At 46.1% G+C, this 12,789-nt stretch carries 12 protein-coding genes; 9 read left to right on the plus strand and 3 right to left on the minus strand.

Translation table 11 applies throughout. The features are described from left to right. Positions 1-81: 81 nt before the first annotated feature. On the minus strand, positions 82-312 hold the full coding sequence (locus tag NC238_03230; GenBank protein MCM1564968.1) for a DUF3343 domain-containing protein: 231 nt from the start codon (positions 310-312) through the stop codon (positions 82-84). After that, complete coding sequence (locus NC238_03235) at positions 309-1,451, minus strand: aminotransferase class V-fold PLP-dependent enzyme (protein ID MCM1564969.1); 1,143 nt, start codon at positions 1,449-1,451, stop codon at positions 309-311. Before NC238_03235 ends, NC238_03230 begins: the two co-directional genes overlap by 4 nt. Before the next feature lie 319 nt (positions 1,452-1,770). On the opposite strand from NC238_03235, the gene NC238_03240 reads away from it, so the two are divergent. The 5 genes from NC238_03240 to NC238_03260 all read left to right on the plus strand — a co-directional run bounded on the left by NC238_03240 (position 1,771) and on the right by NC238_03260 (position 6,676). Then, positions 1,771-2,664, plus strand: coding sequence for an RluA family pseudouridine synthase (locus NC238_03240; GenBank protein ID MCM1564970.1), 894 nt, complete (start codon positions 1,771-1,773; stop codon positions 2,662-2,664). 304 nt (positions 2,665-2,968) lie between these two features. Next, entirely contained in the window at positions 2,969-3,538 is a 570-nt protein-coding gene (locus tag NC238_03245) for a LemA family protein (GenBank protein ID MCM1564971.1), read from the plus strand. Between the two features lie 10 nt (positions 3,539-3,548). Next, positions 3,549-4,313, plus strand: coding sequence for a TPM domain-containing protein (locus tag NC238_03250; protein ID MCM1564972.1), 765 nt, complete (start codon positions 3,549-3,551; stop codon positions 4,311-4,313). Positions 4,314-4,383: 70 nt separating this feature from the next. Beyond that, the gene (gene cysK, locus NC238_03255) at positions 4,384-5,304 is read left to right on the plus strand and encodes a cysteine synthase A (protein ID MCM1564973.1); all 921 of its coding nucleotides are present in this window, start codon (positions 4,384-4,386) and stop codon (positions 5,302-5,304) included. Positions 5,305-5,392: 88 nt separating this feature from the next. Beyond that, on the plus strand, positions 5,393-6,676 hold the full coding sequence (locus NC238_03260; protein MCM1564974.1) for a homocysteine synthase: 1,284 nt from the start codon (positions 5,393-5,395) through the stop codon (positions 6,674-6,676). A gap of 199 nt (positions 6,677-6,875) precedes the next feature. Here the strand turns inward: NC238_03260 and NC238_03265 are convergent, their stop codons facing one another. Then, positions 6,876-7,796, minus strand: coding sequence for a selenium metabolism-associated LysR family transcriptional regulator (locus NC238_03265; protein ID MCM1564975.1), 921 nt, complete (start codon positions 7,794-7,796; stop codon positions 6,876-6,878). Positions 7,797-8,031: 235 nt separating this feature from the next. Between NC238_03265 and NC238_03270 the strand changes: the two genes are divergently transcribed. From NC238_03270 to NC238_03285, 4 genes are all read left to right on the plus strand, one after another. Further along, a complete protein-coding gene (locus tag NC238_03270; GenBank protein ID MCM1564976.1) occupies positions 8,032-8,796 on the plus strand; it encodes an acyl-CoA dehydratase activase in 765 nt (254 codons plus the stop codon). A gap of 19 nt (positions 8,797-8,815) precedes the next feature. Beyond that, the gene (locus NC238_03275; GenBank protein MCM1564977.1) at positions 8,816-9,958 is read left to right on the plus strand and encodes a 2-hydroxyacyl-CoA dehydratase family protein; all 1,143 of its coding nucleotides are present in this window, start codon (positions 8,816-8,818) and stop codon (positions 9,956-9,958) included. 197 nt (positions 9,959-10,155) lie between these two features. Further along, a complete protein-coding gene (locus tag NC238_03280; protein ID MCM1564978.1) occupies positions 10,156-10,422 on the plus strand; it encodes a metal-sensing transcriptional repressor in 267 nt (88 codons plus the stop codon). A gap of 94 nt (positions 10,423-10,516) precedes the next feature. Then, positions 10,517-12,763: a heavy metal translocating P-type ATPase gene (locus NC238_03285; protein MCM1564979.1), complete on the plus strand. Its 2,247-nt coding sequence runs from the start codon at positions 10,517-10,519 to the stop codon at positions 12,761-12,763. Positions 12,764-12,789 lie beyond the last annotated feature (26 nt).

The following is a 12,789-nucleotide window of genomic DNA, read 5'->3' on the forward strand; positions in this document are numbered from 1 at the left end:
AATATTTATTTATACACAAAGACAAGAACCATTCATCTTAAATCCAAAATTTAACATGATCCCTGAAGCAAAAAATAATCATCAATCCATACGGACAGCTTTGAGTGGGAGAATGTCATACTGCTCCAAATACGCTTCAACGCCCTGCTGGTCGGAGCAGGTGATCTGGATCGCGAGCCCGCAGCCCTGGTTAATTGAGGGAGGGACCGGTATCAAGACAAAAGGCCAGCTGCCTGAATTCAAAAGATCTTCTGCTTCAAGCGTCTGATGAACGGAACTGAAAACAAGGGCGACATTTTCCGAACTTGTCACATTGAACCTCCCAATATGGTGTTTAAAGCAGCCAATAACGCCGCTATATCTGACTCTGCTTGAGAATAATTGATACTGATGCGCAATGCTCCGCGATCAATGGTTCCGGCTGTTTGATGGGCTAAGGGGGCGCAATGCAGTCCCGAGCGGGTAACAATATCAAAGCGGCGGTCCAGCTCCAGAGCCACGCTATCAGGGGTATGATTCCGGAAAACACAGGACACCAGGCCGACTCTCGCATTGATGTCACGGGGCCCGAGAATTTGGATTTCCGGGATATGTTCCAATCCTTCAAGCAGGATAGACATCAGTTGAAGTTCATGGCTGCGGATATTAGGGAGGCCCTCATGCAATATGAATTCTACCGCAGCCCCGAGGGCCGCGATTCCCGGGATATTCCGTGTGCCACTTTCCATCCCTTCTGGCCAGATATCCGGTTGTTCAAGGGTCAGGGAATGAAGGCCTGTCCCTCCATAAATCAGGGGATTTAAAACAAGATCTGGCCTGGCATAGTATCCGCCAACCCCTTGAGGTCCCGACAGGCTCTTATGGCCGGTAAAGGCTAAAAAATCGATGTGCTGGTCTTCCACGTCAATTGGTATCACGCCGGCAGTCTGGGCCGCATCCACCATAAACAGGCAATGGTGCGCTTTAGCAATTTGCCCGAGCTGTTTGATCGGCAGAATCGTACCCAGCACATTCGAAGCATGCGTAAAACAAAACAGGCGGGTATTGGGCTGAAAATTAGATTCCACGATAGCGGGATCCAAAAAACCCTCCCGGCTGCACGGAACAATTGTATAGGAAATTCCGCTCTTTTTGAGATATTCCAGCGGACGGACAACGGCATTATGTTCAAGGGAGCTGATCAGAACATGATCCCCAGTCTGAAGAAGTCCATGAAGTCCCACATTGAGCGATTCGGTGATATTCTGCGTAAAAACAATTCTCTCAGTATTTGCGATGCCAAACAAGCGGCTTAAAGCCTTTCTGGTATGAAGAAGCTCCCGCCCGGCGCGCAGAGAAGATTGATTGACACCGCGTCCGGCACTCCCTCCCTGACGCAGGACCCGGTCATGGGTTTCGTAGACCACCTCGGGTTTCGGCCAGGAAGTTGCGGCATTATCAAAATAAAGCAATTCCGTCTCCCCTTATCACATGGATTTAATATGACTTATTTTAGCATAGGGACATTGGATTTGCATCTTCTCCCGGCAGAATCTGCTATCTCTAATTCCGATCGGTCCTACTGTCAAGTATTCAAGACATCAATCGATGCCCGAATTCAATTGATGCTCCGGAATTTAATCGATGTTCTGAATCTAATTGAATTATTATTAATCAAAAGATAAACTGATACCAGTATCATGGTACTATGGTTTCCTGTTAGACATCATTAAGCTCGCGGTCAAAGGTGATGAAGGAAAGCATGGTCAAAAGACATGAGAGAGGGACCTTATGAAGAAATTCCAAACATTTCGGATTACGGAAGAACATCAGGGCTTGACTGTCGAGCAGTATTTGAAAAGTATTGTACAATGTTCCGGCAGAAAAATTCAAAAGCTGACCAGAGCAGGCGGAGTACGTCTCAATAAAAGAAATGCTTATCTTCAGAAAAAGATAAAAAGCGGGGACATCTTGGATGTTCTCGTTTTGGAAGATCAGTTCTTTGGGGTTAAGCCTGAGCCGGGATTGATTGACATTTTGTTTGAAGATCCGGCACTTATTATTTTATATAAACCAGCCGGCATGTTGGTGCATCCAGCAGGGCAAACAACCGGCGGAACGCTGGCTAACTATCTGGCGGAGTACTTTCGGGAAAATGGAGAGACAATTACCATTCGTCCTTTACACCGTCTGGATCGGGATACTACAGGCTGTGTGGTATTTGCCAAAGATGCACGAACCCAGTCTGAGCTGGAAAAACAGTTACAGGATGGGAGGCTGAAAAGAAAATATTACGCAGTGGTTTGGGGAAGAATTGAGCCGCCATCCGGTTCTGTTGACGCACCGATCGGACCGCATCCAACGCTGCCAAACCGGCGGGCTGTTCATGATCAGGGGGAGCGTGCGCTTACCCATTACAATACGATCAAGACTTTTGAAAATTATTCTCTGTTGGAGCTTACCCTTGAAACCGGAAGAACGCACCAGATTCGCGTTCATCTCTCCTCACTTAGCCATCCTGTGCTCGGAGACAGAATGTACGGGAAGCGCTCCTACCTGATACCCAGACAGGCCTTGCATGCCAGATCCGTCTCGTTTTGCCATCCCGTGGACGGAAAGTTAATTGAAATACAGGCCCCTGTTCCGCCTGATTTGGAAAACCTAATCAGCCATCTTTCTTTATAGTTTTTGGGGAGTGACTTTTACCACCACCAGGTTCTGTAACGGTATCTCGGCCTGTATGCGCCAATGAAAAGGGGAAGTCCCAAAGGAAAACAAAAAAGAACATGCTGTTCACCTCTTTTTATATTGGTAAATATATCCATTTCCAATATATGTTCATTATGCCTAAAAATTATCTTGTCTATGATACGGGTCGTTTTGTTTCTTTATCCAAAAGGTAAAAAGGACAAAAAGGATTAAGATGTTTCGAAAATTATGTTAAGATGTTCCTAAGATCAAAAAGAAAATTACTGAATGGGGGAGAAAAATGAAAAAGACAGCTATTGTATTGGGAATTATCCTGATTCTAATTATGATCATTGGAGGTTCTTTGATTGGCAGCTATAACAGTCTGGTGACTGCTGATGAAAATGTAAAAAGTAAGTGGAGCCAGGTCGAGAACCAGCTGCAGCGTAGAATGGACCTGATTCCAAATCTTGTGGCAACAGTCAAGGGATATGCTGCGCATGAAAATGAAGTGTTTACCGCTATTGCGGATGCGCGTTCGAAACTGGCCGGAGCCCAGACAATCAATGAAAAAGTAGCAGCGGACGATGAGCTGAGCAGTGCTTTGTCCAGATTACTGGTGATCGTTGAGAATTATCCGGATCTGAAAGCAAACCAGAACTTCATTGCCCTGCAGGATGAACTTGCCGGGACTGAGAACCGCTTGGCAATCGCCCGTCAGGATTATAATGAGGCTGTTCAGACATTTAATACTTCCATCAAGCGTTTCCCGAGAAATATTATTGCAGGGATGTTTAATTTTGAAAGCTACACTTACTACGAAGCCGAGGAAGGAGCAGAAAAGGCTCCGGTAGTAAAATTTGGCGAGTAGGAGGACAGGAATGACAAAGAAACTCCTTTCCGTATTCCTGGCTGTGTTTTTACTGACGGCAGGGGTTTGCCCTTCTCTGCTGGCATTGACACTGCTGGCCAAGCCGGCAACGGATATTTATGTACAGGATTATGCCGGTATGCTGGCAGATACAACAAAACAGGAAATTCTCAGAATTGCCGCTGCTCTGGATGAAAAAACCTCGGCTCAAATCGCCGTTGTGACGGTGGATTCCCTGGAAGGCAGCACGGTTGAGGAGTATGCCAATAAACTGTTTCGGGCCTGGGGCATTGGAGATCAGGAAAAAGACAACGGTGTATTGTTCCTGATCAGCAAAGAGGACCGGGAGCGAAGAATCGAAGTGGGCTATGGTCTGGAAGGTAGGATTAATGATGCCAAAGCTGGTCGTTTTCTGGACCAGTCTACACCGTATTTCCAGGATGGGGATTACGACGGCGGCGTCTATCTGGTATTTAATCTCCTGGTCGCTGAGGTCTGCGAGGAGTATGGTATTGATGATCTGGGGGCATCGGAGGAATTAGCAGCTGAAGAATCATCAGGATTTGATTATGACTGGATCATCATCCTAATTGTGTTCATTGTCATCATTTACCTTAACAGTCGCAACAGGGGCAAACGGAGCGGCAATTTCCGCGGTCCTTTCGGGGGAGGATTCGGAGGCGGATTTGGAGGAGGCTCTTCCGGCGGTGGTTTTGGTGGTGGCGGGTTCGGAGGCGGTTCTTCTGGGGGCGGTGGATCGTCCCGGGGGTGGTGAGAAGTGTACTAAAAGTGTTCGCACAAAGATCATATGAAATATTGTTAGCATGGGTAAGGGGGTGCATAAAATGGGAAAGATTTATAACGGCTTGACGGAACTTATCGGCGGCACGCCGCTGGTAAGACTTCATCATATCTCTGCCGGAATCAATGCGGAGGTAATTGCAAAGATTGAATCGTTCAATCCTGGTGGTAGCATTAAGGATAGGATTGCTTTAAATATGATTCTGGATGCCGAGAAAAAAGGCCTGATGACAAAGGATTCGGTGATTATTGAACCGACTAGCGGAAATACTGGTATTGGCCTGGCTTTTGTCGCAGCGGTCAAAGGGTACCGGCTGATCCTGACCATGCCGGAAACAATGAGTGTAGAGAGGCGGAAGCTGCTTCAGGCTTACGGAGCTGAAGTTATTCTGACGCCAGGTTCGGAAGGGATGACAGGTTCAATTAAAAAAGCAGCGGAGTTGGCCCGGAAAATCCCAGGATCCTTTATTCCCCAGCAGTTTGAAAATCAGGCCAACCCTCAAATCCATCGGGAGACGACGGCTGAGGAAATCTGGGCCGATACAGATGGCAAAATAGACATTCTGGTTGCCGGGGTGGGAACAGGAGGCACGCTTACAGGCATAGGAGAAGTTCTGAAGGTGCGTAAACCTGGACTAAAGGTAATCGCGGTGGAACCTCAGGGCTCTCCGGTCCTCTCAGGGGGCAGACCGGGTTCCCACAACCTTCAGGGAATTGGAGCAGGGTTTGTTCCCGGAGTTTTAAACCTTGACCTCATTGATGAAATATTCCAGGTGACGGATCAGGAAGCGTATCGGACGGGACGAGAACTGGTGAAAAAAGAGGGAATGTTGGTCGGCATTTCTGCCGGTGCAGCCGCTTTTGCTGCCCTGGAAGTTGCCAAACGTCCGGAAAATGAAAGGAAAATGATTGTAGTCATTTTCCCGGATACTGGTGAAAGGTATATCAGTACTGAAATGTTTTAGGATAAATAAAAAATAGAAAATAATTGCAAACTTAAAAAACATATGAACATATGAACATATATAAAATATCTAAGGAGAGAAACCATTTATGAGCAAAAATAACTGGAAATTTGATACGTTGCAGGTTCATGCCGGTCAGGTGTCTGATCCTACAACAGGTTCAAGGGCCGTGCCCATTTATCAGACAACTTCGTATGTATTTAAAGATACGGATCATGCGGCCAAATTATTCAGTCTGGAGGAGTCCGGCAATATCTATACGCGGATGATGAATCCCACGACAGATGTCCTGGAAAAGAGGATTGCAGCGTTGGAGGGCGGAGCTGCTGCAATTGCGACAGCATCCGGATCGGCCGCTGTCACGTACGCGATCTTAAATATTGCCGGAGCTGGAGATGAGATCGTGTCTGCCAATACATTGTATGGCGGAACCTATAATTTGTTTTCAACTACGTTAGCCAGACTTGGTTTAAAAACCACGTTTGTAAATCCTGATGAGCTGGAGAATTTCCGGACTGCCATCACGAAAAAAACAAAAGCCATCTATATAGAAGCCCTTGGCAATCCGGGCATCAACATTGTTGATATTGAGGCTGTGGCCCAAATCGCGCATGAAAATGGTATCCCGCTGATTATCGATAGCACATTTGCATCACCTTACCTTCTCAAACCGATCGAATTCGGCGCGGATATTGTTGTGCATTCCGCAACGAAGTTTATCGGCGGACATGGTACTACAATCGGAGGACTGATCATTGATTCCGGAAAATTTGATTGGTCGGCAAGCGGCGAATTTCCGGGGATGACCGAACCTGATCCGAGCTATCATGGCCTAAAATACTTTGAAGCACTTGGACCGTTGGCCTATATTTCCAAAATCAGGCTGCAGCTGATCCGGGATACGGGAGCAACGATCAGCCCGTTTAATTCGTTCCTTTTGCTTCAGGGGCTTGAGACTCTGTCTCTCCGGGTCAGACAGCATGTGGAGAACACCAGGAAAGTCGTTGATTTCCTCCAGAGTCATCCGCGTGTCTCCTGGGTCAATTACCCCGAACTTGAAGGAAACAAATACCATGACTTAGCTAAAAAATACTTTCCGAAAGGAACCGGTTCGATTTTTACCTTTGGGATTAAGGGCGGTATCGAAGAAGGCAAAAGCTTTATCAATAACCTGGAGCTGTTCTCTTTGCTCGCGAATGTTGCCGATGCTAAATCTCTTGTCATTCATCCGGCCAGCACGACCCATGCCCAGCTGTCTGAACAAGAACAGCTTGCTTCCGGCGTAACGCCGGATATGATCAGACTGTCCATCGGCATTGAGGATGCCGAAGACATTATTGCCGATTTGAAGCAGGCACTTGATAAAATTTGAGTTAGCCATAAAGTATTATGTATGTATACGGGACGTAATCTAACCGCTCTTCGGCAAATAGCGCCCTTCTGGCGCTATTTAGCCCCGCTTCACATCCATGTTACGCTTGGGCGCGGTTAGATTACATCCCGTTTATATTTTTTAGAAGTGATAGATGGTTTCCAGGGTCATAAATTTTTATGCAGTCTAAAATGCCAAGTTAGTCAGGCAAAGATGCATATTGATTCGAAACAAGACCGGCTGATCTCAGGCAGAAGTGAATAAAAGTTTCTGCCCAGGGAGACAGGGTTCTTTTTTTATGGTGGGCAAAATAGAACATTCTTTTCTCGGGCAGTTCAGCAAGTTCATAGGCATTGATCTGTCTGCTTTTGACATAATCCAGAGCGGCTATGCCTGAAATAATTGAGATGCCAATTCCTTCCTTGACACTTTCTTTAAGAGCTTCGAGGTTGTCGCAGTAGCCGGCAACCTGCAAGTCGGAAAGCGTAATGCCTGATGTATGCAGCATTTGAACAACATTTGCCTGGGTGCCCGAATCTGACTTCCGAAAAATAAAAGGGTAATCCACCAGTTCAGTGATGGAAATATGATTGTTTAGACAAATGTTGCTGGGTGTGATTAAGACCAGCTTTTCTTGCAGAAAAGGAATAAAAGTTAACTGATCCTCATGGTATTGTTTACCCAGCACCCCGATTTCGACATCCCCGTTCAACAGCTTGGCTGCAACAATTTCCGAACCGCTTTGGTCAAGGACAAATTGAATTCCTTTGTACTCACCTAAAAATTTGGCCAATAAAGGTGGTATTGCATATTTAGCTGGAACACTACTGGCCGCAATATGAAGATGACCGTCAATTTTTGCAGTCCAGCCTTTCATTTCCCATAGCGCCCTGTCTTTTACATTGAGTATTTCTCTGGCCCATGGATATAATTTTTCCCCAAAAGGCGTTAAGACAATTTCCTTTCCAAGCCGGTCAAACAGTTTTTGACCAAAGTAGTGCTCCAGATTGCTTATATGCGTACTGACCGTCGACTGGCTTAAAAAAAGACTTTGGGCAGCCTTAGAAAAGCTGTTTTTTTCCGCTACTTGTGTAAAAATCTCCAATTGATGCAATAACATAAAAAAAATTCACTCCCTGCAGATAGGATAGGCTGTTAGTCTTTGCTTTATCCGTTAGTCCGTTAACGTTAATGATTTTATATTATCGTTATTATCGATAGATAGCAATCCTATTTGAAGATAAAAAGTATTTCAAGAAAGATCTGATGCTTGCTATAATAAAGTAATTTAAAAGCTTAAAGCAGAGGGAATTAATGCTTAATCAATTATTGAAAATGTATGCTGGAGGCCCGAAATGAAATGGACAGTGGGTATCGACATCGGGTCCGTATCAACCAAAGCAGTTCTTTTTAATGGAGAACAGGTTGATTCAAAAATTATTCCGAGCGGCTGGAGCCCTTCCCAGGCAGGGCAGGAGGTTCTGGAGCGTCTGCTGAAGCCGCAGGAACTGACCCGTGATGATATTAGCTTGCTTGTCGGCACAGGCTATGGCCGTATTCAACAGGGAATGTTTGATAAAACGTTTAGTGAGATTACCTGCCATGCCCGCGGTGTACATTATCTGTTGCCGGAAGCCTGCGGGCTGATTGATATCGGCGGTCAGGACAGCAAGGTGATTGGCTTTGGCGAAAAGGGCAAAGTTGAAGACTTTGTGCTGAACGACAAATGCGCGGCCGGGACCGGAAGGTTTCTGCAAGTAACCGCCCAAACATTGGGTCTGGAGGTTTCGCAGTTATCCGATCTCGCCAAAGATGCCGATCCGGCTGACATTAACAGTATGTGCGCGGTATTTGCCGAATCAGAAATGATTGGCTTGCTGGCGCAGGGCATTACTATCGAAAGTATTGTCGCCGGTTTGTTAAAGTCCATAGCGAAACGCATCAGCGTGATGGCTGGGAAGATCCATTTTCAGGATACCGTTGCTTTTTGCGGCGGGGTAGCTCAGAACCAGGTGCTTAAAAACCTGCTTAGTCAGGAAATAGGATGCAGGCTGGCTGTGCCGCCGAGTCCTCAGGCTGTAGGGGCTTTGGGAGCTGCAATCCTGGGCTATGAATTATAAAAGAGGAGGAACAAGAAAAATGCGAGCTCAAACAATGGCTTACTTCGACCAGCTGATCCCTAGTGGGATGGTCATGGCCAAGGAGGCCAAGGAACAAGGCAGAAATGTAGTAGGGTATTATTGTGTATTTTCCCCGATAGAACTTATCGAGGCTGCAGGGGCAGTGCCAGTTGGGCTTTGTGCAACCAAACAGGAACCGATAGCCGAGGCGGAAAAAGTACTGCCGCGTAATCTCTGTCCACTGGTCAAATCCAGTTACGGCTTTGCTGTAAGCGGCAAATGTCCCTTTTTTCATTTTGCAGATATCGTCCTGGCCGAAACGACCTGTGACGGCAAGAAAAAAATGTACGAGCTGCTGGCGGAGCATAAACCGATGATCGTGCTGGATATTCCGAATAGCTCCAATCTGGAAGACAGACAGGGCCATTGGGTCAAACAAATTTACCGAGCCAAGGATTATTTTGAAAAGAATTTAGATGTCAAGATCAGCAAAGAAAAACTTGCTGAGGTCATCAGGACCTACAACGAGGAAAGAAAGCTCTTAATGGAACTGGTTAGTCTCAATAAACTGCATCCAACTCCAATTTCAGGTACAGACCTGCTGAAAGTGCTGTGGGGAAGAAGCTTCCAGTTCAAACGCGATGAATACACTGCCAAGGTCAAGGAACTGATTGCTGAACTAAAAGAAATGACAGCAAAAGGTGAAGGTGCTTCCCAATCTTCCAGCAAACGGATACTCATTACAGGCTGTCCGACGGGCACCGGACAGGAAAAAGTCATGCAGGTTATTGAAGAAGCAGGCGGAGCGATTGTGCTACAAGAGTCCTGCAGCGGCATTAAAGGTCTGGTTGATCTTGTATCGGAGGAAATGGATCCGTTCGAAGCCCTGGCTGAAAAATACAGCAAGATCCCGTGCTCCTGTAGTTCGCCGAATACCGGTCGCTTTGAACTGCTGAGCAGGCTCGTTGAAGAATACAACGTTGACGGGGTTGTAGATATCACCCTCCAGGCCTGTCATACGTACAATATTGAGTCTTATTCGATCAAGGAACATTTGAAAAAGAACCATAATATCCCGCTTCTGCAGATTGAAACAGACTACAGCGATGCTGACCGCCAGCAAATCAAACTCAGAGTCGACGCATTTCTGGAAATGCTGTAGAATACCAAATTCTCTTCAATTGCTGCTAATTAATGAAACCCACTTTCTCCTGCGAACATAGATCATCTAACATCGCAGGAGAAAGTGGGTTTTTGGTATTAAGGTAAAACCAACACAACACGGTTGACTTATTATGATCGGCATATTATGATTACCTTATCCCCTCCCCCACAGGGAGGGGATAAGGAGGTAATTAATTGAACACCCAAAAAAAACAAGCCCTTCAGGCTTTAAAAACAGCCCAGGGCCAAATTGAAGCGACAATTAAGATGATTGAAGAGGGAAGGTATTGCGTCGATGTATCAAATCAAATCCTTGCGACACAATCTCTCTTGAAAAAAGCAAATTTGCTGATCCTGAAACAGCATATGGACCACTGTGTAACCGAAGCTTTCGAACAGGGTAACGGCAGGGAGAAAATTGATGAGATCATGGCAATCCTGGCAAAGGTGACCAATAAATAAAGGCTAATAAATACAAAATAAATACAATAGGTAATAAATTTGACAAAAAAATAGATAATTATATGAGGGTTAGATCACTGAAAAGAGGTATACGATGATGGAAAAGTCGCTGAAAATAGAAGGGATGACCTGCACATCTTGCGCGAAGGCTGTCGAAAGAGCCGTACGGAGACTACAGGGCGTTGAAGAGGCCAATGTTAATTTTGCCACAGAGAAATTAAGCATCCGCTATGAACCTTCCCTGCTGCGTGTTTCAGATATCAAAAAGACCGTTGAAAAAGCCGGATACAGTGCTCTGGAAGAAGCAAAGATTGATGAAGACAAAGAAAAAAAAGAAAGGGAAAGAAAAGCTCTCTGGCGGAGGTTTGTGCTGTCCGCTATCTTTACGGCTCCGCTTCTAAGTATTACGATGGGACATATGTTTGGCAGTGCTGTTGGCTTTCATTTGCCGGAAATGATTGATCCGATGATGAATCCTTTAAACTTCGCCCTTATCCAGCTGATTCTTGTTCTGCCTGTGGTGATCGCAGGCTATAAGTTCTTTACCATTGGGTTAAAAACACTGCTCAAGGGAAGTCCGAATATGGATTCGCTCATTGCAATAGGTACTTCGGCAGGGTTCATTTACGGAGTCTTTGCAGTCTTTCAGATTTTTAGGGGAAATACAGAATATGCGAATCATCTGTACTTTGAAGCAGCAGGTGTGATTTTGACACTGATTACACTGGGCAAATATCTGGAATCTGTAACGAAGGGTAAGACCTCGGAAGCGATTAAAAAGTTGATGGGGCTTGCACCAAAAACAGCCACCATTATCCGGGATGGGAAAGAAATTGAGATCCCGATCGAAGAAGTGGAGACGGGAGATATCATCTTTGTAAAACCTGGAGAGAAAATGCCTGTTGACGGCAATGTCGTTGAAGGGAGTACGTCTGTGGATGAATCCATGCTGACAGGAGAAAGTATTCCGGTAGAAAAGAATCCCAGGGATGCGATCATCGGGGCCAGCATTAATAAAAACGGAACCATCAAATATGTGGCGACCCGAATCGGTAAAGATACGGCCCTCGCGCAGATCATCAAATTGGTTGAGGAAGCACAGGGCTCCAAAGCGCCGATCGCAAAGCTGGCCGACGTGATTTCCGGTTACTTTGTACCGGCGGTGATAGGGATTGCTCTGCTCTCGGCTTTAGGATGGTATTTTATTGGTGGGCAGTCCGCGGTCTTTGCACTGACTATCTTTATCTCGGTACTCGTTATCGCCTGCCCCTGTGCTCTGGGGCTGGCCACACCAACCGCGATCATGGTCGGAACAGGCAAAGGCGCCGAATATGGGGTCTTGATCAAGAGCGGAGTAGCCTTAGAAACGACACATAAAATCAATACCATCGTTTTTGATAAAACGGGTACGATCACAGAAGGGAAACCTAAGGTCACAGACGTAATTACCGCGACTGGGATCAGTCCAAACGATCTGCTGCAGCTTGCCGCCTCTGCCGAAAAAGGGTCGGAGCATCCGCTCGGAGAAGCGATTGTCAGGGAGGCTGAGGATAAGAAGCTTAGCTTTAAGAAACCAGATGTGTTCAAGGCAATTCCCGGTCAGGGGATCGAAGTACAGATCGAAGACAGAGCTATGTTGCTTGGCAACAAAAAGATAATGGGCGAAAGGAAAATATCTCTTCTTCACTTCGAGGGAACCTCGGATCAATTGGCCAGAGAAGGCAAGACTCCGATGTATATTGCGATCGACAACACTTTAGCTGGAATTATCGCTGTAGCCGATACGGTCAAAGAAAACAGCAGTAGGGCGATTGAGATCCTCCACAAAATGAATATTGAAGTTGTCATGATTACCGGTGACAACCAAAGAACGGCCGAGGCTATCGCCAAATTGGTCGGAATCGATAGAACGCTGGCTGAAGTCCTGCCTCAGGATAAGGCAAACGAAGTGAAAAAGCTCCAACAGGAAGGCAGGAAGGTCGCCATGGTCGGCGACGGTATCAACGACGCTCCGGCCCTCGCCCAAGCAGATATCGGGATAGCGATCGGCTCAGGTACGGACGTCGCGATGGAATCCGCGGATATTGTCCTGATGCGAAGTGATCTGCTTGACGTTTCGGCTGCAATCCAGTTAAGTAAAAATACAATTAGAAATATTAAACAAAACTTATTTTGGGCATTTGGTTACAATATCCTTGGAATTCCAATCGCTATGGGAATTCTGTATATCTTTGGAGGACCTCTGCTGAATCCTGCTATTGCTGCCGCTGCCATGAGCTTCAGCTCGGTGTCGGTATTGCTGAATGCGCTCAGGTTAAAAGGATTCAAGCCTGTAAAATAAAGATTTATTACAAATCAATCATTACG

It is taken from the genome of Dehalobacter sp. (assembly GCA_023667845.1).
In the GTDB taxonomy this organism is placed as follows: Bacteria; Bacillota; Desulfitobacteriia; order Desulfitobacteriales; family Syntrophobotulaceae; genus Dehalobacter.